21 protein-coding genes are annotated in these 22,655 nt (G+C 66.5%); 14 read left to right on the top strand and 7 right to left on the bottom strand.

Annotated elements, in window-relative coordinates:
- The first annotated feature begins 195 nt into the window (after positions 1-195).
- From KF724_07685 to KF724_07670, 4 genes are read left to right on the top strand one after another with little or no spacing between them, the layout of a single operon-like run.
- Positions 196-1,860 carry a hypothetical protein gene (locus KF724_07685; protein MBX3355563.1) on the top strand — a complete coding sequence of 555 codons (1,665 nt, stop codon included), beginning with the start codon at positions 196-198 and terminating at the stop codon, positions 1,858-1,860.
- On the top strand, positions 1,857-2,660 hold the full coding sequence (locus KF724_07680) for a hypothetical protein (protein ID MBX3355562.1): 804 nt from the start codon (positions 1,857-1,859) through the stop codon (positions 2,658-2,660). Before KF724_07685 ends, KF724_07680 begins: the two co-directional genes overlap by 4 nt.
- Positions 2,661-2,706: 46 nt before the next feature.
- Positions 2,707-3,456 (top strand): glycosyltransferase family 2 protein, encoded by a 750-nt coding sequence (locus KF724_07675; GenBank protein ID MBX3355561.1) that lies wholly within the window; start codon positions 2,707-2,709, stop codon positions 3,454-3,456.
- Complete coding sequence (locus KF724_07670) at positions 3,447-4,928, top strand: hypothetical protein (protein MBX3355560.1); 1,482 nt, start codon at positions 3,447-3,449, stop codon at positions 4,926-4,928. Before KF724_07675 ends, KF724_07670 begins: the two co-directional genes overlap by 10 nt.
- On the opposite strand, the gene KF724_07665 is transcribed toward KF724_07670, so the two are convergent.
- Positions 4,859-5,923 (bottom strand): HD domain-containing protein, encoded by a 1,065-nt coding sequence (locus tag KF724_07665; protein MBX3355559.1) that lies wholly within the window; start codon positions 5,921-5,923, stop codon positions 4,859-4,861. The genes KF724_07670 and KF724_07665 overlap by 70 nt on opposite strands.
- A gap of 75 nt (positions 5,924-5,998) precedes the next feature.
- Positions 5,999-6,148 (bottom strand): hypothetical protein, encoded by a 150-nt coding sequence (locus KF724_07660; protein MBX3355558.1) that lies wholly within the window; start codon positions 6,146-6,148, stop codon positions 5,999-6,001.
- 1 nt (position 6,149) lies between these two features.
- Here KF724_07660 and KF724_07655 point away from each other — a divergent pair, with 1 nt between their 5' ends.
- Entirely contained in the window at positions 6,150-7,883 is a 1,734-nt protein-coding gene (locus KF724_07655; protein MBX3355557.1) for a VCBS repeat-containing protein, read from the top strand.
- Here KF724_07655 and KF724_07650 read toward each other — a convergent pair.
- From KF724_07650 to lysS, 3 genes are read right to left on the bottom strand one after another with little or no spacing between them, the layout of a single operon-like run.
- Positions 7,877-8,944, bottom strand: a complete 1,068-nt coding sequence (locus KF724_07650; protein MBX3355556.1) for an NAD(P)H-hydrate dehydratase — start codon at positions 8,942-8,944, stop codon at positions 7,877-7,879. The genes KF724_07655 and KF724_07650 overlap by 7 nt on opposite strands.
- Entirely contained in the window at positions 8,944-10,617 is a 1,674-nt protein-coding gene (locus KF724_07645; protein MBX3355555.1) for a transglutaminase domain-containing protein, read from the bottom strand. Before KF724_07645 ends, KF724_07650 begins: the two co-directional genes overlap by 1 nt.
- Positions 10,614-12,251 carry a lysine--tRNA ligase gene (gene lysS / locus KF724_07640; protein MBX3355554.1) on the bottom strand — a complete coding sequence of 546 codons (1,638 nt, stop codon included), beginning with the start codon at positions 12,249-12,251 and terminating at the stop codon, positions 10,614-10,616. Before lysS ends, KF724_07645 begins: the two co-directional genes overlap by 4 nt.
- A 100-nt stretch (positions 12,252-12,351) precedes the next feature.
- Between lysS and KF724_07635 the strand changes: the two genes are divergently transcribed.
- The 3 genes from KF724_07635 to KF724_07625 are packed head-to-tail and all read left to right on the top strand — an operon-like array spanning position 12,352 to position 15,482.
- The gene (locus KF724_07635; GenBank protein ID MBX3355553.1) at positions 12,352-13,503 is read left to right on the top strand and encodes a 6-phosphofructokinase; all 1,152 of its coding nucleotides are present in this window, start codon (positions 12,352-12,354) and stop codon (positions 13,501-13,503) included.
- A gap of 3 nt (positions 13,504-13,506) precedes the next feature.
- Positions 13,507-14,340 carry an HAD-IIIA family hydrolase gene (locus tag KF724_07630; protein ID MBX3355552.1) on the top strand — a complete coding sequence of 278 codons (834 nt, stop codon included), beginning with the start codon at positions 13,507-13,509 and terminating at the stop codon, positions 14,338-14,340.
- Positions 14,337-15,482, top strand: coding sequence for a glycosyltransferase family 9 protein (locus KF724_07625; GenBank protein MBX3355551.1), 1,146 nt, complete (start codon positions 14,337-14,339; stop codon positions 15,480-15,482). Before KF724_07630 ends, KF724_07625 begins: the two co-directional genes overlap by 4 nt.
- A gap of 211 nt (positions 15,483-15,693) precedes the next feature.
- On the opposite strand, the gene KF724_07620 is transcribed toward KF724_07625, so the two are convergent.
- Positions 15,694-16,284, bottom strand: a complete 591-nt coding sequence (locus KF724_07620; protein MBX3355550.1) for a hypothetical protein — start codon at positions 16,282-16,284, stop codon at positions 15,694-15,696.
- A gap of 52 nt (positions 16,285-16,336) precedes the next feature.
- Between KF724_07620 and plsY the strand changes: the two genes are divergently transcribed.
- From plsY to KF724_07605, 3 genes are read left to right on the top strand one after another with little or no spacing between them, the layout of a single operon-like run.
- Positions 16,337-17,020 (top strand): glycerol-3-phosphate 1-O-acyltransferase PlsY, encoded by a 684-nt coding sequence (gene plsY / locus KF724_07615; GenBank protein ID MBX3355549.1) that lies wholly within the window; start codon positions 16,337-16,339, stop codon positions 17,018-17,020.
- Complete coding sequence (locus KF724_07610; GenBank protein MBX3355548.1) at positions 17,020-18,459, top strand: adenylosuccinate lyase; 1,440 nt, start codon at positions 17,020-17,022, stop codon at positions 18,457-18,459. The genes plsY and KF724_07610 overlap by 1 nt, the downstream gene beginning before the upstream one ends.
- Before the next feature lie 10 nt (positions 18,460-18,469).
- Positions 18,470-19,102 carry an isochorismatase family protein gene (locus tag KF724_07605; GenBank protein MBX3355547.1) on the top strand — a complete coding sequence of 211 codons (633 nt, stop codon included), beginning with the start codon at positions 18,470-18,472 and terminating at the stop codon, positions 19,100-19,102.
- Here KF724_07605 and KF724_07600 read toward each other — a convergent pair.
- Positions 19,056-19,244, bottom strand: coding sequence for a hypothetical protein (locus tag KF724_07600; protein MBX3355546.1), 189 nt, complete (start codon positions 19,242-19,244; stop codon positions 19,056-19,058). The two genes, KF724_07605 and KF724_07600, sit on opposite strands and share 47 nt — an antisense overlap.
- Before the next feature lie 224 nt (positions 19,245-19,468).
- Here KF724_07600 and KF724_07595 point away from each other — a divergent pair, with 224 nt between their 5' ends.
- Genes KF724_07595 through KF724_07585 form a run of 3 tightly spaced genes read left to right on the top strand, consistent with a single transcriptional unit; the run spans position 19,469 to position 22,631 of the window.
- Positions 19,469-19,942: a hypothetical protein gene (locus tag KF724_07595; protein MBX3355545.1), complete on the top strand. Its 474-nt coding sequence runs from the start codon at positions 19,469-19,471 to the stop codon at positions 19,940-19,942.
- Between the two features lie 30 nt (positions 19,943-19,972).
- Positions 19,973-21,211 (top strand): class I mannose-6-phosphate isomerase, encoded by a 1,239-nt coding sequence (locus KF724_07590; protein ID MBX3355544.1) that lies wholly within the window; start codon positions 19,973-19,975, stop codon positions 21,209-21,211.
- Positions 21,204-22,631 (top strand): right-handed parallel beta-helix repeat-containing protein, encoded by a 1,428-nt coding sequence (locus KF724_07585; GenBank protein MBX3355543.1) that lies wholly within the window; start codon positions 21,204-21,206, stop codon positions 22,629-22,631. The genes KF724_07590 and KF724_07585 overlap by 8 nt, the downstream gene beginning before the upstream one ends.
- Positions 22,632-22,655 lie beyond the last annotated feature (24 nt).

The following is a 22,655-nucleotide window of genomic DNA, read 5'->3' as shown; positions in this document are numbered from 1 at the left end:
GATTCGGCGTGCGCGGTCGACGCGCCGAGGTGCGATCAGTGTGATCCAAGTGGATTCGGGCGCGGAGGGACCATCCCTCAGGCCCGGTTTGGGGGAAGGGAGATCGTACCGAAAGGCTCGGGGGTGTCAAGCACGCGGGGCGCCAAGGCCCCTCCAATGGCTCGACTCCGGGCGAGTGCTACCCTATCAGGCGTCATGAATGACCTCGGAGTTTCGGCCCGGGCCCGCCTCGGGACCTCGTCCCGGGACCGTCGATTCAACTTGGGCGCGCGGCTGGCGCTGCTGGGAGCCACCCTGCTGCTGCCAATCGCCATGGGATCGGCACCGATTGCCGATTCCCGCGATTCTCCCGCGGCCGGTTCGCCCCGGGGTGGCACGCCTGACGGGGCCCCCGCTTCAAAGTCGGCGCCTCCGGGGAGCGGGCAGTCCGCGCCGACGGGCCAGGCTCCACCACCCGGTCCAGCGCCCGATGGGGCACCTGCATCCAGCGGCGACGATGGGGACGAGCCCGAAGATGAAGTCCTCTCCCGACTCTCGCGCACCGTGGTTGAGCTCGAAGCCCTCGGCGTGAAGATGCGCGTGCCGAAGTTCGCGATCGTCGAGCCGATGCCCGGATCGAACTCCTATCGCATCGACGATGGCCAGGATCCGCCGCGCTATCTCGTGCGGGTTCAGACGATGGTCGCCTCGGCGGCGACAAGTTCGCCGGAGCAGCAGCTCCGCCAGCATCTTGAGTTCCTCGTCGAGAAGGGGCAGGAGTACACGATCATCCGCGATGTCGACCTGACCATCGACCGCGCCAACGCGAAGCTCACCTATCTCTCGATGCCTGCGGGCGAAGGCATCACCGCGGTGACCGGCTACCTGATGATTCAGACGGGGCCGAACACCTTCATCGTCTTCTCGATCATCACTTCGGGCTTCGACTTCGCCGAGGCCGATGGCCTTCTCGCCGCGGCGTTCTCGACGATTTCGCTCGCGCCCCTCGAAGTCGTCGCGCAGGTGCAGGCGGAGAAACTCGACCGAACCCAGCGATTCCTGAAGACGCTCACGCCCGAGCGCCTTCGTGCCGTGGCCGATGAGCGCCCGCGCTGGTTCCGCCTCTATCGCCCCGGCGCCGGCCGTGATGGCGGTGACCTCGAAGCGGGCTTCCTGCGCATTCGAGTGTTCGAAGAGGAGCGAGGAGAGGTCTCCTCTTCGAGCATTGCGGGCAGCCGCACGGAGCCTGAGATGGGACTGATGGTCGAGGTCATCGCGAAGATGCTGTTGAGCGGTGACGCCACCCATACGCTCGACATGCAGAGCCGCTTCTGGCAGTCGTGGGATCGCGAGGCGGAGAATTGGTCGATCGTGAGCACCGAGCGCCGAGGTGGTCAATCGAGCACCGGCGGCCAGACCGGATGGCGCGCGAGGCGCATGTCAACGGGCGAACAGGGGTCGATCCTGACGGTCGTCAACAGCCAGAGTTCGCAGGCGACGCGCGATGATCTCTTCCGCTCGCGTCAGTCGCAGGAGTGGGAGATCCCCGAGGTCGGCTACATCAATCAGGCGGAGGTCATCCTGCTGGGCATCCTGCTGCCGCGCGATGGCTCCTTCGATGGCGACTACTCCTTCTACTGGTACGACAGCCGCTCGAACCGACTGCCGCAGCGCATCGACCGCTGGACCGCCGACCCCGATGGCTCCGGTCGATACACGCTCATCTCCCGGCCAAGCGCAGATTCGCCGGAGATGAAGCAGCTTTTCGGCCGTGACGGGGAGCGACTGCGACGCATTGATGCCGATGGTCTGGTGACTGAAGCCATTGAACACGCCGATCTCATGCGGATCTGGCGCTCGAAGGGATTGCCGACAGGATGAGCCATCGAGTCACGATTGTCACCCGAGTTGTTCTCTTGCTCTGGGTCACCTGCCTCGGTGCAGGCCTCATGTCCTGCGCGGGTGGTGATCAACTCCGCAGCGAGCGAGCATCGCCGGTCGGCGGCGCAGCCGTCGAGATCGCCCCCGGATTCGAAGTGCTTTCATCCGGGCCGCCAACGGCAGAAGTCAGAGGTGGCGATCTCCTGCCACCGATCGATGACGAAGTGGAGTGGACCATTCTCTTGGCCAAGGGGCCTGGTGCCGGCGCACCGGGAGAGACGCTCACCGTGCGCAGCGAGCTCGTCAACGCCTCCGCGGGCGCAGTCAAGGTTCACGAAGGCGCCGACCAGACGCTCCACCTTCTCGGCGTTGGGAAGTCGATCACGACCATGCCTTCGACCGACGCCCATCGCGATGAGGCCGTCAGCCGCTTCTCACCGCCACTTCTCGTCGCGAGCGCCACCGTGGCGCCCAGCGGCGTCGTCGAAGGGAACGCGGATATGGTGGTCGAGGCGATGGGGAAGAGCGGTCGGGAGAGGGACCGGGGCACGGCGACGCGTCGCCTCCAGTTCACCGCCGACGAGACCATCAGGACCGGGCTGGGGGAACTCGCCTGCAAGCGCGTGGAGATTCACTTCCATGCCAAACTTCGTTTCGCCGAGGCGGAAGTTCGCACGACCCGGTGGATTCTTCCGGGGGTCGGTCCGGTCGCCGAGGAGGAGCATGAACGGATCGTGGTTTTGGGTCTCATTCCGCGCGAATCTTCGCGCGTCATGACGCGAACCACCCCCCTACCCTGATCCGTTCGCTCATGCAGCGCTCCCTTCGGCGCTCAGAAAGGCACCCATGACCGATCGCTCGCGCATTCTCCTGGCGATTCCCGTGTTCAACGAGGCGGCCAGCATCGATCGAGTGCTCACCGAAGTCCGCCGACTGGCGCGCGATGTTCTGGTGATCGACGACGGTTCCACCGATGACACTCCACTCCTGCTGGCTCGCCATCGCGTGGAGGTGATCCGCCACGCGGAGAACCGCGGCTATGGGCGCTCCATGCAGGACATCCTTCGCTGGGCCCGTGTTGACGGCTACGACTGGGTCATCACCATGGATTGCGATGAGCAGCATGAGCCGGCGGCAATCCCCCTCTTCGTGCAGGCGCTCGAGGAGGACTCGGCCGATGTCATCTCGGGCAGCCGTTACCTCGCCCCCCACGCCGATGACGACTCACCACCTCCCGATCGCCGCACCATCAACTCGCTCATCACGCGCGAGGTGAATGAGCGGCTCGGCACCTCACTCACCGATGCCTTCTGCGGATTCAAGGCGTATCGCGTCGACGCCTGTTCGGCGCTCGCACTCGATGTGGACGGCTACGACTTCCCCATGCAGTTCTGGGTGCAGGCGGTCGCCGCGGGGCTTCGCATTCGCGAGATCCCAGTGCGACTCATCTACAACGATCCCAATCGCACATTCGGTGGCCCGCTGGATGATCCGGAGCGTCGGCTGGCGGCCTATCGCTGCACGCTTCATCGCGAGCTTCGCCGCTGCGGCAGTCGTCTTCCGGCGCAGGCGAGCGAGGGCCTGATGTGCTGCTGAACGAGAATCGTTCGACGCACCCTGTTGTCGAGATCGTGTCGGCGGGACCACTCCAGCCGGTCCACGGTCGTCTTCTCGGCCTTGAACTGCACGAGTGGCGCGCGAAGACCCGCGCGGAACTCGGCCTCTCGACGGTGCCTGAGAGGGTCGTCACCGGCGCCGGACATCAGGCGTTCTTCTGGCACCCGGGGATCCTCGCGAAGTTCTCGCTGGCGCGCGGGCTGGCGGGCGCTGATGGAACGGTGGTTCATCTCGTGGTCGATCACGATCTCTATGAACCGGCGCTCGTTCGGGTTCCCGTCCGAGCGAGCGAGGATGGCCGCATCCTCGATGCCGTCACGCATCGCTTTGCGCCGCCCGCTCCCGGCCGACCGGCCATGGCGCAAGCGCTCTTTGAGCCCCGACCCTATGAGGGTCCCGAGCCCGCGCTCCTCTCCGTGCGTTGCGGTCTCATTGCTGCGCAGAATGCGCTCTCGGTCGCCGCGAGGCGCATGGCGCCACATGGCCACACCTCGAACGCAGCCATGCAGGTGGCCGCCGCTCTCTCGTCCCTGATGGCGCCGTGGGTGGGAGCGACTCATCTCGTGGCGGACAGCGACCTCCTCTCGACCTCGTTCGGCAAGGCGCTCGTGGATGAGATGCGAAGGAACCCCCGGCGCTGCGCCGAGAGTTTCAATGCGGCGCTCGCCCTTGATCCGCACGCAGCGCGCCCGCTGCGGATCGCTGACGATGTGGAGCTGCCGGTCTGGTCGATGTCAGCCGAAGGGGCGCGACTTCGGGTCATGGCGCGTGACCTCGCGGCGGCGCCGCGCGATCGACGCTGGTTGCCGCGAGCCTTTCTCCTGAGCGCGATGGTTCGACTCGGGCTCTGCGACCGCTTTGTGCATGGACTCGGGGCGCAGCGCTACGAGCGAGTGACGGAAGCGTGGTTCGGAGAGTGGCTCGGCGTGACTCTCCCGCCGGTCGACATTGCGAGCGCCACCCTTCGACTGCCCTTGGCGCCGGAGGGCGAGGCGACGGAGCATGCGCCTTCGCCCTCGGAACTGCGGGCACTGCGCCTGAACCCCGAAGCCATCGACCTCCGGGGCGCGAGCGACGCTTTTCCGGGCGTGCAGCCCGGCTCGCCCCTCCCCGTCCCGCGCGGTGAACCTGGCACGCTTCGCCCCGGACCTCGCAAGGCGGCGCTCCTCCGCGCAATCAGCGATCGACCTCGTCGTTCACCGGCGCGGCGCAGCGCGTATCAGGAACTCCTTCGGGAACTCGAGGCGATGCGGCATGAGCGAGCCGGCGCTCTCGCCGACCTCGAAGCACGGGCCGCCGCAGCCGAGGCGACGCGTCGAAGCATCGACCTCGCCCGCGACCGCACATGGCCCTTCGTCTACTTCGACCCCGCGGCGCTCGATCACGCGCTCTCAGGCGTGGCGTGGTCCTCGGCGGGCGCTTCCGGCGCCGCGAGAGGATCGGGTCGGTAGATCCGCGTGTCGATCGACCAGATGCGCTCCGTGAACTCATGGCCCGGCTGATGGCTGTCACCCTTGCTGCGGTTGGCCGCGGTCAGCGCGATGGCCGTCTTCGCGTCGAGGTTGTCGAGCGCCGAGACAAAGATCGCCTCCGGTGACGAAGGCACCTTGACCGCGCCGAACTCGGGGTTGCCGTGGTGACTGATGACAATGTGCTGAAGCACGCGCAGCGCTTCGGCGGGGAGACGATGACCGCTCTCCCGTGCCGCTGCGCCGGCGAAGGCCTGAAGCCAGATGGCACCGCGCACGGCGTGTCCGATGAGATTGCCGTCGGCCGTGTAGTTGAAGCCTCGCTCCCACTCGAGTTCGACCGTCTTGCCGAGATCGTGCAGGAAGAGACCCATGAGCACCAGATCACGATTGAGTTCGGGGTAGAGCGGCAGCATCGCCTCGGCCAGACGGAGCAGTTGCAGCGTGTGCTCGAGCAGGCCACCGATCCACGCGTGGTGCACGCTGACGGCGGCGGGCGCGTGCTTGAAGCCTCGCACGAGCGATTCGTTCGACAGGTACTGGTTCGCGAGCGCCACCATTGCCGGGTGCTGCATCGATTGGAGGAGTCGCGTCACCTCGGCGAACATCGCGTCGATGTTGTGCCGGGTGGAAGGGAGGAGCTTCGCGAGCGCCGCCGTGTCCACCTCCACCGCTCGCATCGACTCGGCGATCAACTGGACCTGGCCGCCATACTCCTGAGCCTGCCCGGAAACATGCACGAAGCCTGTCCGCGAGACCTCGTGGAAGTCCTCAGGATCGAAAGTCCACATGCGAACGGCCACCTCGCCGCTGGCATCGCGCAAGAGGGCCTTGAAGTAGGGCTTCTGATTGCGCGTGACCCCGACCTGAGGATTCACGAGGGCGTAGACGCCATCGAGGTAGACCTGCGGGCGGAGATCGCGGAGATCAATATGCGGACCCACCTCACCGACTGTGCCGGTGTGCTGTGACTTCATGACGCGAGTGTAGTCGTGGCGCTGGACTGCCGAGTGTGAGGTCCTATCCTTGGAGCACCGTCATTCCGGTCACGCTCAGAGATGCGCCTCATCCATCGGGTGCTGGCGATCGGCCCCTCGGAGAACCATGCGATCAATCTCCGCCTCGATGCCCTTGTCCCGAAGGCTTGTGTGCCGACCATTCATCGGCCCAGCGCTGCTCGCCGCGATGACTGGATTGATCATCGTGACCACCGGCGCGGTGGCCCAACCTCCCTCGCTTCTCTCATTCTCGAACCAGACCTTTCAGGCGGGCGTTGCGTCCAGCCATCTCACCTCGGGCTTCGTGCAGTTCCAGTACGCGGGCGGCGGAGCCATCGGTGACTTCAATCGCGATGGCCACATGGACTTCATCATGCTCTCGGGAGGCAACAACAACATTCCCGATCGTCTGTTCATCAACAACGGGGACGGGACCTTCACCAATCGCTCGGCGGAGTGGGGCATCACCGGACCGCATCGCGGAAAGTCGGTGGCCGTGGGTGACTACAACAACGATGGCTGGCCCGACATCTTCATCACGAGCGCCGGACCCATCGGGCAGGTCTTCGGTCCCGGGCACCATCGCCTCTACCGCAACAACGGGAATGGCACCTTCACCGAGGTGGCGGCGCAGGCCGGCGTCGCCTTCGCCGACCCGACCGGCGAGAGCGCGTGGACCTGCGCGTTCGGTGACTACGACCTCGATGGTCATCTTGACCTCTTCGTTGGCGGCTTCCGATTCCCCGCGAGCAACACTCCCAATCGACTCTTCCGCAACAACGGCGATGGCACCTTCACCGATGTCACCGAGGCGATCAGCCTCTTCAACGGCGTTGGTCCGGTGGCGGCGCTCTCCGCGCGATTCGCGGACATGGATGGCGATGGCTACCCCGAACTGCTCCTCGGCGGTGACTTCAAGGGGGTGAGCGGCTTCATCGGCAGCCGCTACTTCCGCAACAACGGCAACGGCACCTTCACCGATGTCACCGACGCGAGCGGCACGGGCGATGAAGAGAATGGCATGGGGCAGGCGCTTCTCGACATCGACAACGATGGTCGCCTCGATTGGCATGTGACCAGCATCTATGGGCCGAGCTTCGGTTGGACGGGCAACAAGCTCTATCGAAACCTCGGCAATCACACCTTCTCCGAGATCTCCGGCACCGCGGGCACCTTCGATGGCGGCTACGCGTGGGGCGCCGTCGGAGTCGACTTCGATCACGACGGGTGGGAGGACATCGCCGAGGTGGGTGGCGATGCGCAGCCGAACAGCCCCTTCTACAACATCCCTGCACGACTCTGGCTGAACAACGGCAACGGGACCTTCACCGAGAGCGCCGCGGCCACCAACTTCAACTTCGTCCAGAAGGGGCGAGCACTCCTTCGCTTCGACTACGACAACGACGGCGACCAGGATGTGCTCATCTTCCGCTTCAACGGAGTGCTCACGCTCCTTCGCAACGATCTCCAGCATGGGCCGACGACGGCGTGGCTGCGCGTCTTCCTCGATCCGAAGGGCGCCCCGGGGATCGCCCCCGATGGCATCGGCGCGATGGTGCGCGTGGTGACCAACGGCGTGACGCGCGTGCGCATGATCGACGCGGGTGCGAGCTTCCTCGGGACTTCCGAGTTCTCGGCGCACTTCGGTCTCGGCTCCGCCGCCGTGGCGGAGGAAGTCACCGTCAGGTGGCCGACCGGCGCCGAGACGACACTGACGAATGTGGCCCTCAACCGCACCATCACCATTGCTCCCTCAGGATTGCTCTGCGCCGCCGACTTGAATCACAATGGCATGATCGATGGAGCGGACCTCGCAATCGTGCTCGGCGCCTGGGGTTCGACCGGCATGCCCGGTATTCCCGGCGATGTCAATCGCGACGGTCAGGTCAACGGCGCCGACATCGCGCAGGTCCTCGGGGGTTGGGGCCCGTGTCAGTGAGCGGGGCCGGTCAAGCCGCTCGGTGAGCGGCGCTCCTCGGCGAGCACATCGGGGACAAGGTCGGCCAGCTCGTGCGCAAGGAGTCCGGCGCTGCCATGCCGCGCTGCCCAATGATCCGCCGCCCGACCATGCGCCCAAACGGCGAGCCGTGCGCACTCGAAAAGGTCGAGCGTGTTCGAGGCCGACCCGGGGCGTGCGATGCCGGTCGCCGCGCTCGCCGTCGATCGCGGCACTGGAGCCTTGACGCCCGCGCGGTGGAACTGCGCGACGAACGATGCCGCAATTCCGGTCAGCACATCGCCGCTTCCGCCAGTTGCGAGCGCCGGGTTCACCGTGCTGGCGGTCCAAGTTCGAAGACCGTCGCTCACCACGGTCGGAGCGCCCTTCAGGATGACCACGGCACCGAGCCTCTGCGCGAGCCGTGCCGCGGCGTCGGGTCGTCTCGCGGGCTCGATGGCGTCGTCGGGTGAGAGGCCGAGATCGAGGCGCTGCGCCAGTCGCGCGAACTCCTTCGGGTGCGGCGTCAGGATCGCGCTCGCTCGGAAGTCGAGATCGAAGCGTTCAACCTCGCTCAGGCAGTTGAGCGCATCGGCATCGATGACCATCGGTGGAAGGTCCGCGGAGATGAGGCGCATCACCACCTGCTGCTGCGGAGTCGCCGAGCCGAACCCGGGACCGATGGCAATGGCCTGCGCGGAGGTGAGGTGCGGATCGATCACTTCGGCGGCGCGCGCAGGTTCGATGGCGCCATCTCCCCCGCAGGGGAGCGCCACACCGGTCGCCTCGGGAACCACCGCGAGCGCTTCGCGCAGGATCGCCTCGGGCATCGCCAGCGCCACCAAGCCGCACCCTGCACGAAAGGCCGCCCGCGCCGTCAAGGCGGGCCCGCCCAGCATGACGCGCGGTGCCGCGGCCTGTCCGCCGATGACCACAACAGTGCCGAAGGTTCCCTTGTGTCCATGCGGGTCGCGCGCGGGCAGTTCCGGCGGGCGAAGAGCCGGTGCGATGTCGGCTGCCAACGACTCCTTGGCCGGCCGTTGGGAGCGTGGCGCCTCGTTCATCATGGCGATCGACGGCCGTCGCGCCGCTCCGTCTCGATGACCTCGATCTGGAGGTTTCCGAGCAGGCCAAGCAAGTTCACCCATTCGGAGTCGACCGCGCCATGCTCGAGTGCGCTGACTCCGCTGGCAATGTGGCCGCCGTGGAAGGCGAGCCCCGCGGGAAGAGTCGCATCGAAATCAACCCATCCGCGCTCAAGCAGCGCCTGCGTCCACATGTGCCAGCCGAAGACATCGCGCTCTCCCGCGAACTCCTGGCAGTAGACCAGCCCCATGACGACGCGGGCAGGAATGCCCTCGGCGCGCAGCAGCGCCGCGAGCAGCACCGCATGTTCGGTGCAATCACCCGATCGACTCCGGACCGTCTCCGAGGCCGTCGCGAAGGCGGAGTCGAGCCCCTTGCGCCGGATATGCCGATAGACAGCGCTTCGCAGCGCCTCGACGCGGCGCTCGTCATCGGCTTGGCGAAGCGACCGAAGGGTGCGCGTGGCGAGCGATTGGATCGCCTCATCGTCCGAGTCGATCATCACCGATGCGCGCCGGTAACGCTCCGAGAGTCGATCCTCTTCCGACGGGGGCGACGCGAGGCGCTCATCGACCGTCACCTCCACCTGGTCCGGCGCGAGGCGACTCACGCGCTGCGCTCCACTCTCGGGAAGCTCAATCGCAGCACCGTCGATCGTTCGAATGCGGAAGCGCGCCATCGCCACACCGGAGGCGTCTCGAATCGGACGATCGGGGCGCACCAGCGTCGACACCATGACCTCCGCCGCGGCGCCCTTCAGGGCTGCGTCCGCCTCGGCCTTCTCGACGAGCGTCGCCTCGACGCGACCGAGCGGCATCACGAGCACGCTGCGCATGAGCACACCGTCACTCGACCACTCCTCGACAGAGGGCACCTGATTGAGTGAGTCAGTCACCTCCCACACCGTCACGGGGATCTCGCGATCGCCGAGACGGGCGCGGCGCTCCCCGCTGAGGCGGGCGCGGCGCTCGACGACCTGAATCCCGGCGCTGAGATCGACCGTGGTGACGGTGAACTCGCGGCTGTTGGCGCTCCGCCTCGAGGCGGCCACGCGATCGGCCACGAGCGGCGTGAGCCAGCCGTCGGGGGCCAGCGTCAGCGTCGACTCTCGGCTTCGACCATCCTGCGTCGAGCGGACCGTGACCCTGTTTCGATCCTCCGTGTCGAAGCGGAAGTGCTGCTCGACCGGCTGATCACCCATGGCCTGTCGCGACATCGCCTGTCGCGGCTGACCACTCGCGGTCTCTTCGAACCACGAGGAGAGCGTCATCGACACCACCGACCCCGCCCGACGGAAGCGCATGCGGAGTTCCGACGCGCTGCGCCGAAGGGCACCATCGGCCGAGGTCTGCGTGGTGATGCGCATGGAACCGCAGGGTTCGTCGTTGAGCGTGAAGCGATACCAGCGATCGCTGGTGATCGTCCACTCGACGGTCGCCTGATCCTCCGCGGTGGCATGCGTTCGCCCGGAGTCCATCGCGCGCGCCGCCGCCGAGAGCATGAACGCCGTGCACACCATGCCCACCATGCCAACCAAGAACACGAGGCGCACCTTCGCCGCGATCACGCCGCCAGCGGGCGCCACCCTCTGGCCCGCGCCCCCCCCCCATGCCAGCCGCGCCGCTCGACGCCGCAGCCGGTGTCCGATCATTGCGGCCTCATCAGCGGGAAGAGAATCACATCGCGGATCGAGGGCTGGTTCGCAAGCAGCATGACCACTCGATCAATGCCGAGACCGAGCCCGCCCGCCGGCGGCATGCCGACGCGCAGTGCCTCGAGAAAGTCCTCATCGAGCGAGCGGAAGGTCTGCGCTTCCTCATCAATGCCCGCCAGTTGCTCGGTGAACTTCGCGAGCTGGATGTCGGGATCGTTGAGCTCGGTGTAGGCCGGGCCGATCTCCATGCCTGCGATGAAGAGATCCCAACGCTCGGCAAGGTGCGGCACCGCGCGGTTCGGTCGAGTCAGCGGAGAGATCGCCGAGGGGTAGTCGGTAATGAAGGTCGGCCTCGCTCGATCAACGAGGTGCTCGGCGTGGTCTTCAAAGAGCTGATCGACGAGGAACCAGTGATCCTTCCTCGCCGCGTCGCTCACATGGCGCCGCTGCGCTTCGGCCCGAACCGCACGCTCATCCTCCATGGGGAAACCGAACTGTCGTTCAAAGAGCTCCCCGTACTTCACTCGGGTGAAGGGCCGCGCGTAGTTGATCTGAAGATCGCCGAAGGGCAGCACGGGACCATCGCCCTCGGCCACCGCCTTGGCGCCATCCGGCGCCTCTCGCCCGAGTGACGCCACTTCGACCGCGAGTTCATGAATCAGGCTCTCCGTGAGCTCGAGCATGGTCCAGCAGTCGCCGAAGGCCTGATACGCCTCCATCATCGTGAACTCGGGGTTGTGGCTTCGATCGACGCCTTCGTTGCGGAAGTTGCGGTTGATCTCGAAGACCTTCGGCATCCCCCCGACCAGCAGCCGCTTCAGATAGAGCTCCGGCGCCACGCGCAGGAAGAGCGGAATCCCCAGCGCATTGTGATGCGTCACAAACGGCCGAGCCGCGGCACCACCGGCGATCGGCTGCATCATCGGCGTCTCGACTTCGAGGTAGCCGCGTTCACTCATGAAGCGTCGCACGCTGGTGACGAGACGCGAGCGCAGCGCGAAGGTGCGCATCGTCTCCGGGTTCGCGTACATGTCCATGGCGCGACGCCGATAGCGGATCTCGGGATCGCTGAGTCCATGGAACTTCTCAGGAGGTGGAACGAGCGACTTCGCGTGCATCGAGAGCGACTTCGCCCAGACGCAGATTTCGCCCTTGTTGGTCCGGCCGATCGGCCCCTCCGCCACCACCAGATCACCGTAATCGAGGTGCTTCGCCAGTTCCCACGCCGCGGCATCCACCTCGTTGCGCGAGATCGACACTTGGAGATCGCCGCTGTGATCGCGCAGGAAGATGAAGATGAGCTTTCCGAGGTCGCGATGCTGCATGATGCGGCCGGCGACCTTCACCACCTGGCGCGGATCGCTGATCGCCGCCGCAACGCTGCCAGGCGCGCCAGCGGCGTTCTTCGCGGCGGCGACCGCCTCGGTGTGGGCGTGGTGATCGGCCTCGGAGAAGCGCGATCGCGCGGTGGCGAGGTCCACCAGACCGTCGACGCGCTGTCCGTAAGGCTCGATGCCGAGGTCACGCCGCAACGCCTCAAGCTTGGCTCGCCGGGCCGCGACGAGGACGGACACTTCCGACGCCGTCTCGCCCGCCTGACCGTCGTCTGACTTCCTGGGTGCTTCGCTCAATCCGTGGCCCTTCCATGTCACCCCGACATGGTGCACGCCGGGCACTCTGATCGGAGGAGCGCGTCATCGTATCGGCGCGAGATACACTTCGCCCACTTCAATGACACCTCCATCGGGCATTCGTCGAATCGGCGTTCTCACCGGCGGTGGCGACTGCCCCGGGCTGAATGCAGTCCTTCGAGCGGTCACCAAGACGGCGATCTTCCAGCACGGCATCGAGGTCCATGGGATCGAGGATGGGCTGCTCGGACTCGTCGAAGATCGTGTGCGACGCCTGACCGCGAGCGATGTCTCGGGCATCCTGACGCGCGGCGGCACCATCCTCGGCTCGAACAATCGCTGCAATCCCAAGCGTCACCCGGTCGGCAAGGATGCGCAGGGCGAAGTCCTCTTCGGTGATGTCACCGATCGCTGCGTGGCGACGGTGAGAGCCCATGGACTTGATGCTGTCATCGTCATCGGCGGCGATGGCACGATGAGCGCCGCGAAGCACCTCGTCGAGAGCGGCATCAATGTGATCGGCGTGCCCAAGACGATCGACAACGATCTCGTCGGCACCGAGATCACCTTCGGCTTCCTGACGGCCGTCGATACGGCGACACAGGCGCTCGATCGCCTTCACACGACCGCCGACAGCCATCACCGCGTGATGGTCTGCGAAGTGATGGGTCGCAACGCAGGCTGGATCGCGCTCACCTCGGGGGTCGCCAGCGGCAGCGATGTCATCCTGATGCCCGAGATCCCCTTCTCCTTCGACGCGATCGTGTCAGAGATCGACCGGCGCATGACGAATGGCCCCGGCTTCGCGATCGTCGTGGTGGCCGAAGGCGCCCGCGCTGCCGGCGGCGAGCAGATCGTCGCCATGATCGACACGCTCAGCCCGGACCCGGTGCGCCTCGGAGGCATCGGTGCGTTCGTGGCGCGCGAGATTCAGGCGCGCATCGGCGTTGAGACTCGCACCACGGTGCTCGGTCATGTGCAGCGCGGCGGCACGCCGATTCCGGCGGATCGCGTGCTCGGAACGCACTTCGGGTTCATGGCGATCGAAGCCCTCATGAGCGGCAAGCATGGTCGCATGATCGCGCGGCAGGGCAATGTCTTCTGCGATGTCGATCTGCTCGTCTCCGCGAACAAGCAGCGCTTGGTGCCGCTTGATCATCCGCTGGTCGCTGCGGCGCGGGCCCTCGGAACCAACTTCGGCGATGCGACCCGCCGGACCGATTCGTCGACTCAACCTGCGGTGGTGGTCTGAGGCGTGCGCCGCGCGGTCTTCCTCGATCGGGACGGCACGCTCGTCGACAACGACGCCGACCTTGGTGACGCCGCGGGCGTGCGTCTCCTCGCGGAAGTCGCGCGCGGCTGTGCGCTCCTCTGCACAGCAGGATGGGCCCTCGTGGTGGTGACCAATCAGGGTGGTGTCGCGCGCGGTGCCTATGACGAAGCGGCCGTCGATCGCGTGCACGCGGAACTCGAGCGCCAACTCTGCGAAGCGACGGGCCTTCCGCGCGTGCTCGACGCGTTCTACCACTGCCCTTTCCACCCCGAAGGAGTCGTTCCCCGCTATCGGCGCGAGCATCCTTGGCGGAAGCCCGCCCCCGGCATGCTGCTCGCTGCGGCGCGCGACCTCGACCTTGACCTCGCGCAGTGCTGGATGGTGGGCGATGCGGAGCGCGATGTGCTCGCCGGGCGCAGCGCCGGGGCCAGGACCATTCGAGTGGCTGATGATCCATCATCGATTCGCGCGACAACAGCGGCGGATTTCGTCGATCGAACGCTCATTGATGCCGCGAAGCGCATCGATGCGGCATCACGCGCCGATCTGCGCCCTCGCAGCACGGTGCGCCTGCGGGCCAAGAGCGATCACGCGCTGATTGACCCGACCCTCCGTGAGAGTGTGCTCAGCGCCGCACGAGCGCTCGCCGAGCGCACGGGTGTCGAGGTGGCGCACCTCGCCGCAACACCCGCGGGCCTCGAAGCAACACTGGTGGGCGAAGAGGTGATCGCGGTCGGCTTCGCCGCGGAGTTGCGGCGCACCACCGAGGCGTGGTTCCGCGCTCGAACCGGCGAAACGCTGTGGGGTGAGCGATGACAAAGAACTCCGTCGCGACCGGTGACACCCGAAGCGGTGACGCGAGCGCGGGGCTGCCCCAGCTCGACCCGCCACCATCACTGGTGGGTTCGATCGAGCCGCTCCCTGAAGTCGCGCGAGTGGTGGTGCTCATGCCGAGCTGGGTGGGCGACATCACGATGGCGACGCCGCTCCTGCGCGCGATCCGCGAGGCTCGACCGCGCGCGACCGTCGCGGCACTCCTGCGCCCCGGTCTGAGTGACATCCTCTCGGGAACTCCATGGCTCAACGAGATCATCGAAGCGCCGATGCGCGGCTGGGCAGGCCCATGGAGCGGGCTTGCCCGGGCGCGGGGGTTCGGTGCAGACACGGCGCTGCTCCTTCCGAACAGCATGCGCTCCGGCCTTGCGGCGCTGCGACTGGCCCCGCGTCGCGTGGGCTATTCAACCCAGCTCCGCCGCTGGACATTGACCGACCCGCTTCCTGCGCCTGCGCGGCGGCGCCCGACGCCGGCGGTCGACTTCTATGCCGCGCTGGGCGAAGCGCTTCTCGGGACTTCGATCTCCGATCGCCGCACTCAACTCTTCACGAGCCCCGAAGAGGAGCAGGCGGCGGATGGGCTCCTCGGGGATCTCCGGTCGTTCATTCTGCTCAATCCAGGCGCCAATCGAGAAGACAAGCGCTGGCCCGCGGAGCGATTCGCCTCGCTCGGTATCAAGCTCCTGCGTGAGTTCGGGACCGCGCGCGGGAAGGGCATCGCTGTGACGGGTGCTCCTGCGGAGCGGGCGCTCGTTGCCAGAGTGGCAGCGCTGATTCAAGCGGAGGCAGGCAACGACGCCGTGATCGATCTCTGCTCGCGCGGCATGGCTCTTGGCCCATTGAAGGCGGTGGTCCGACGCGCGTCGCTCCTTGTCACCAATGACACCGGGCCGCGCCATCTCGCGGCCGCCCTTGGAACGCCGTCGGTGGTCTTCTTCGGTCCGACCGATCATCGCTGGACGACGCTGCCCGAGGAGCAATCGGAGCGAGACCGCCTTCTCGTCGCCGAGCCATTCCTTCCCGAACCACTGCAGGCCGATGACTTCGTCGCCGTCTGTCGCATCGATCGCATCTCGATCGAGGATGCGCTGCACGCGGCTCGCCGGATCCTCGAGCGAGCGTGATCGTTCGTGCGTCGGTGGCCCCTGCGGGGCCGGGCCCCGGCTGCGAACGGTGGTTTGACACCGCCCGGCCGTTCGACAAGCGTTCGAGTGCCCTCGGCGGAGCAATCGAGACCCGGTCCGTCATCATGCCCGCCCGCGACGGGCCGCTTCAAGCACCCTGCTCCCCCCGGCCGAATTCGGGCGGCCCGAGTGCGCCGAAAAATCCGTGCAATCAGATCGACGCGCTTCCCTCAAGCCGGGCCCGAAGCCAGGCGCGCCCTTCGTCGATGGCACCCCGAACCTGCGCGAGCGACTGACCCGTGATCTCCGCAATGTCGCGAAGGGAGCGCCCGCAGTAGTAGTTGAGCCTGATCGCCTCAGCCGACTCCGGTGCCTTCTCGGCGAGTTCGTTGAGGGCTTTCCTCAGCGCGGCAAGCTCCGACATGGTCGGCAAAGCGCTCCCGTCCTTCTCGGCGGCGGGGTCGACCGCATCGACATCGAGCGGCCTGCGCCCGCCACCCCGCTTCACCGCGGCGGTCGCGCGAGCTTCCTCGACGAGCACATCATGCATGGCCCTCGCAAGAAGCGAAAAGAGATGGCGTCGATTCTCCGCTTCGAGGGCATCCCGCTCGAGCAGGCGCTCGACGGCGGAGTTCACCAGCATCGTCGTCTGCATCACGGCACTGCGACGGAACCCGCTGCGAAGGAGCGCCGCGGCATGGCGCCGCAGGTCCGCCTGGAGAAGTTCGAAGACCTGTTCACGGGAGGCGGCATCGCCCTCGCGAGAGAGCCGGATCAACTTCGTGACCTGCGAATCCTGCAAGGAGCGCCTCCTGCCTGAGAGAAGAGTATCGGCAAGGCGGTACGCTGCCGCCGTGGAATCCTGGTCTTGGATCAGCTTCGCCGTGGCCGCCTATCTCGTGGGAGCGATTCCATTCGGCGTGCTCCTCGGTCAACTCCACGGCATCGATATCCGCGAGCATGGCAGCCGCAACATCGGGGCGACGAATGTCGGCCGCGTGCTCGGTCGCCGATGGGGCATTCTCTGCTTCGTGCTTGATGCGCTGAAGGGCGCTCTTCCCGTGCTCGCCGCCGGTGCGACGGCGGGCATTCTCGGCGCTTCCGCCGAGACCGTGGGTGCCGCGACGCTCGGATGGTGGCTGCTGGTGGTGGCGGCGGCGCTGCTTGGGCACATGTGGAGTCCCTTCCTGAAGTTCACCGGGGGCAAGGGAGTCGCCACGGGTTTCGGCGCGCTCGCTGCATTCTGGCCCCTGCTCGCGTGGCCCGCCTTCGTCGCCTTCGGTGTGTGGCTCGTGGTGCTCCGCCTCGGTCGCATGATCTCCCTCGCGAGCATCGCGGCGGCGGCGTCTCTTCCCATCGCCACGATCGCCCTTTCGGTCCGGTCGTTCGCCGCGTGGCCCATTCTGCTCGCGACCACTCTGCTCGCCGCGCTCGTCATCGTGCGGCACCGGGCAAACATCGGACGGATCCTCCGAGGCGTCGAGCCGAGAGTCGGCCGCCGCGCAACTTCAGGCGCTCCCGCGCAGAATGCCACCTGATGGCCGCGCCAGACCGCACCTATCAGAGCCCTCTCGAGACCCGCAATGCCAGCCGCGCCATGCGCGAGATCTGGAGCGCGCATCGCCGCGCCGTCACATGGCGCACGATCTGGATTGCCCTCGCCGAGAGTGAACAGGAGTTGGGACTTCCGATCAGCCGCGAGGCCATCGAGTCGATGCACGCGGCGAAGGAGTCGATCGACTTCGACGCCGTCGCGGCCCATGAAGCGCGGCTGCGCCACGATGTCATGGCCCATGTGCATGCCTTCGGCGATGCGGCTCCCCCGGCGCGCGGTGTCATTCATCTCGGCGCGACGAGTCAGGATGTCGTCTGCAATGCGGACATTCTCATTCTGCGCAAAGCGCTCGATCTGACTGCGCTCAAGCTCGCCCGTCTCATCGATCGCGCCGCGACGCAGGCGGCTCGGTGGCGCGCCCTGCCCGCGCTCGGCCTTACCCACCTTCAGCCCGCCCAGCCCGTCACCGTCGGCAAGCGACTGGCGCTCTGGGCGCAGGATGCCGCCGTCGCGCTGGCCGAAGTTGAAGCCCGCCGCGACGGCCTGCTGCTGCGAGGGCTCCGCGGCGCGACCGGCACGCAGGCCTCCTATCTCGGCCTCTTCGATGGCGATGCGTCCAAGGTCGAGGCGCTCGAAGCCGCGTTCATCAAGCGACTCGGCTGGCCCGAAGGGCGATCGTGGCGACTCTGCGGCCAGACCTATCCCCGCGTCGAGGATGTCCGCATCCTCTCCTCGCTCGCCACCGCTGCGGCGGCGATTCACAAGTGCGCCTCCGACCTGCGCCTGCTCGCCGCCTTCAAGGAGGTCGAGGAGCCCTTCGAGCGCGAGCAGATCGGCTCGAGCGCCATGCCCTACAAGCGCAACCCGATGCGCTGCGAGCGAGCCACGGGCCTGGCCCGCTTCGTGATGAGCCTGCACCACTCGGCGCTTGACACCGCCGCGACGCAATGGATGGAGCGCTCGCTCGATGACTCGAGCAATCGCCGGCTGACGCTGCCTGAATCGTTCCTCGCCCTCGATGGCGCACTCGACCTCATGATCAATGTGCTCGGCGGGCTCATCGTGAATGAGCGCATCGTCGCCTCGCGCCTTGCCGCCGAACTGCCCTTCCTCGCCACCGAGGAGATCATGCTCGCGGCCGCCAGAGAAGGTGTCGATCGGCAGGACGCCCATGAAGCGATCCGCCGCCACAGCATGGCAGCGGCCGCACGGGTGAAGGGCGAAGGACTCGACAACGATCTGCTCAGTCGGCTCGCCGCCGATCCCCTCTTCTCAAAAGTGAACCTCGATCGGGCCCTCGATCCTGGACGATTCACGGGCCGCTGCGCCGAACAGGTCGATCGCTTCATCGTTGAGGCTGTCGAGCCGATCCGCGCCCGCTATGGCGGCCGCTGGCCGCAAGAACCCGACCTTCGCGTGTAGAAGCACCACCATGCCGATTCCCAGACTCTCGACGAGCAACTGCGTGCTGCTCGTGATCGACATCCAGGAAGCATTTGTCGGGCATGTCCACGACTACGAGCGCATCTCAATCAATGCGGCGATTGCCGCCGAGGCCTCTGGCCTGCTCGGCGTACCCGTCATCGTCACCGAGCACTATCCCGGAGGTCTCGGGCGAACGCTCGAACTCGTGCGGCAGGGCCTGCCCTCGGGAACGCCGGTGTTTGAGAAGACCCGTTTCAGCGCCGCTGTGCCCGAGACGCTCCAGGCCATCCAGCGCCTCGGCCGCCCGAATGTGCTCCTCTGCGGCATCGAAGCCCATGTCTGTGTGCTCCAGACGGCGCTGGACCTGCTCGCCGCCGGATTCCAGACTTTCCACCTCACCGACGCCATCGGCGCAGGACAACCCTTTCAGGTTGCCCCCGCCTTCCGTCGCATGGAGCGAGCTGGATCGATTCCTTCCGGCGTGCTCTCGACGATCTATGAGTGGCTCGGAGACGCCCGCAATCCCGCCTTCAAGGCAGCCTTGACGCTTGCCAAGCGGATTCGCCCCGAAGCCGCCAACCACGATCCGGCGATCAGCCGCCTCCCGCTTCCGGTCCCTTCCCCAGGTCGAGGATCTTGACGCGAATGTCCTGAGCGACCGACTTGATCTCCTGCATGGCCTTTCGAACGCGGGTTCCGGCAGCCTTGTTGCCGCCCACCGCCTTCTGAAGATCCTCCGCCACTTCATCAACCAGCCGTCGCAGCCTTTCGTAGGCCTCCATGGGCAATCTCCTTGGGAAAAGCGCCGCGGGGCGCCAAGGTGTCGACGATCGGTCTCGGCCCGGAACGATCGGGTCCATCACCACGCCAACTGGCCGCCGACCTTTGGGCCATCGGCAGACCGATCTGCAAGTCGATAGATTATGCGACCCGCCGCCTGGTGAAGTGGCCTCAGGGCACAAAGAGCGGCACTTTCAGCCCAAAACAGCCTCAATTTTTACCCGCCGTGGCCTCTGACATCCTGATTGACCTGAGCCAGATCGACCTGTCCGCACGCCAGATTGACTCCGACAGGGTTGGCGAGATCCTCTTGCAGAAGGGGAACATGCGACACCTCGACTGGGTTGTCTGGGTCGATGAGACCGTGACAAAGGCCGTGGGCGTCAAGCAGGTCCGAGACGATGAGTTCTGGGTGGAGGGGCACATTCCCGGCCGGCCCCTCATGCCCGGTGTGATCATGATTGAGGCGGCCGCACAGCTCGCCAGCGTCGTTCGCCAGCTCAAGATGGGCGAGGAGGGCTTCCTCGCCTTCACCCGTTGCGACAACTGCGTCTTTCGCGGCCAGGTCGTTCCGGGAGACACGCTCGTCCTCCTTGCGGTGGAGAGGGAAGGCAATCGTCGCCGATTCGTGAGCCAGATGCAGGGGCTCGTCAACGGCAAGCTCGTCTTTGAGGCGACGATCACCGGCATGCGCATCTGAGCCGCGGCGGCAGCCTCTAGGATCGAGGCCATGGCTCTCGCCGACCCCGGCCCGCTTCTCTTCGAACCAATCCTCAAGCATCGCGCCTGGGGGGGGCATGCGCTCGCCGCGATGGGCAAGCGCCCCACGGGTGGCGTCCACCCGCCCTTTGGCGAGTCGTGGGAACTGGCCGACCTTCCGCTCACCATTGAGGGCGGTCGCAGCATCGTTCGCCAGGGCCCCTGGGCCGGGCAGTCGCTGCGCGAGGTGATCAACACGGAGCGAGACACGATTCTCGGATTGGCTCGGCCCGCCCAGGACGGCGGCTTCCCCCTGCTCGTCAAGTTCCTCGATGCCGCTGAGAACCTCTCGATTCAGGTGCATCCTGATGCCGCCTATGCACGCAGGCATCCGGGTGCGCTCGTGAAGAGCGAGGCGTGGATCGTGCTCCAAGCGGCGCCGGGTGCTGTTGTGTACCGAGGCATCGACCCCGCGCTGTCGCGAGACGATGTGGCGCAGCTCCTTGACGAAGATCGGGTGCTCGAAGCGCTGCTGAAGGTACCGGTTCGCGCCGGTGATTGCGTGCGCCTTCCCAGCGGACTCTGCCATGCGCTTGGCGCAGGCATCGTGGCCGCCGAGGTGCAGACGCCCTCGGACACCACCTTCCGACTCTGGGATTGGGGACGACACGATCCGAAGCGCCCGCTGCATCGGACGGAGGCGCTCGAGTGTCTGCTCATCGGCGCTGCGCAGGAACTCGACTCGACTGGGCACGCATTGCCGCGAGAGTCAAGCGACTCGACTGCGGCCGGGAGTCCTCGTGAATCGGGTTCGTTCAGCGGGAATCCTCTGCGAGCGGGCGCGTTCACCACGGAAGACCTCTGCCGAACTCCCGACTTCGAGATCGAGCGCATCTCCGTGAGCGCCGATCGTCGAGAAGGCGAGCGAGCGCAGCAGTCGTCGGATGGGCGGCGCGGCACGAGCGACACCACCGGGCAGGCTGACCGCCGCGAACATGAGCGGGAAGGTCATCGCGACCTCCCGAGCAAGGAGATCACGCTACCGATCGTGAACGATGGGCTGCCGGTCATCTGGATCATGCTGGCCGGACGCGCTCGTTTCGACCGTGACCGGGAGCACCCCTCAGCGCCGACTGAGGTCGTCCCCTTCGACACGCTGCTTCTCCCCGCGGGATGCGAGGGGTGGAGTGCCTCGCTCGAGCCGGGGACATGCTTCCTTCGCGTGACGCTTCCCCACCCCATGAGTCGTATGCTCGCGGCGCATGGGTGAGTTCCCACTGATCGTTGCACTGCTCGCAGGGGCGCTGCCACCGGGAGTTCTCCAAGGGGAGTTGGCATCACCACCCGCTCCTGCCGTTGGCGCTTGGGCACAGGTGTCGCCGAATGGCGCACGCACCGCGCCGCCTGCGAACGATCCGACGAGCCCGCCACTGGACCAGCTTCCCGGGGCGTCACCGTCTTCATCTGCACAAGATGCAGCGCCGGTCCCACCGACTGACGGACCGCGCGTCCATCGCGTTGAGCCCGGACTCGCCTGGCACCTCATTGCCATGGATGCGAAGCCCGGTGATCAGATCCTGCTAGAAAAGGGCTTCCACATCAATGCGCAGGTGCATGACCTGCATGGCACGCGAGAGAATCCGATCGTGATCCGCGGCGCCGATCCCGCATTCCCCTCCGCCGTCGTCTGCGAGGAACGGGGCGTTGAACTCGTGCGATGCTCCTGGGTGCGGCTTGAGAATCTCTTCTTCCTGAACCCAACCGAGGCAGCGATCGTCGTCGATGGCACCCGTCCCTCGGCCGCCTCGGACGAAACAGCCGGCGATGATTCCCTCGGCCCGGTGAGTGAGGTCTCGATCGCGATCGCCGGGTGTCGCATCAGCGCGAGCCGGGAGATGCCCGGCATGGATGCGATCCGGGTGATTAATGCAAAGACCGTCGGCATCGTCGACTGCCACTTCGAGGCGTGGTCCGACACCGCGATTGAACTTCGGAACGCCCATGGCGTGGTCATCACGCGGAATCGCTTTTCACCGCGCCCCGATTCCGCGCGTCAGCATGCTGTGCGTGCACTTGATGGAAGCCGCACCGTGGCCGTGATGCAGAACACCTTCGAGGGTGGAATCGGAACCGGCGTGCAGATCGGCAACTGCGACGCCGACTCCGAAGCGATCTCCGGCCGCGGCGCCACCGAGGTGCATGTGCTGCGATCAACCTTCCTCGAAGTGCAGTGTCCGGTGTCGATCTCCGGAGGCTCCACAGGATCGCTGCGCGAGTCAACCGTCATCGATGCAACGGCGCTCTATCGCGTCGATGCTCGATGCGGAGTTCCATCGCTGACTCTTGGCGGCAACATCTTCACCTGGGAGCCGTCCGTGCTTCGCGTGGTGGCCGATCGTCTTGGTGACGCAGAAGCCTCGATGGTCACGCTTGACGCCAACCTCTGGTGGTCAAGGGAACTCCCCATGGCCTTCGAAGTGGTGGGTCACCCCTTCGGCACGGAGAAGTCTCCCCAGATCACCACGATCGATCCGAGGCTTTCGGACCGGGGTTTCGAGCCCATGGAGGAACGAGCGAAGACCTTCGGCTGGCTGGCACCGCCTCCGGCGCCGCTGGTACCGGTTGAACAAGCCGCACCGGCAGGCAACCCACCCCAGACTTCGCCGAGGTCTCCAGAAGTGAGGGAATGAGCGGATCTCGAGTCGGGTCTTCCA

Source organism: Phycisphaeraceae bacterium (genome assembly GCA_019636735.1).
GTDB lineage: Bacteria > Planctomycetota > Phycisphaerae > Phycisphaerales > SM1A02 > VGXK01.
Note: the sequence above shows the minus strand (reverse complement) of the source record. Positions and strands in the feature narration are given on the sequence as shown.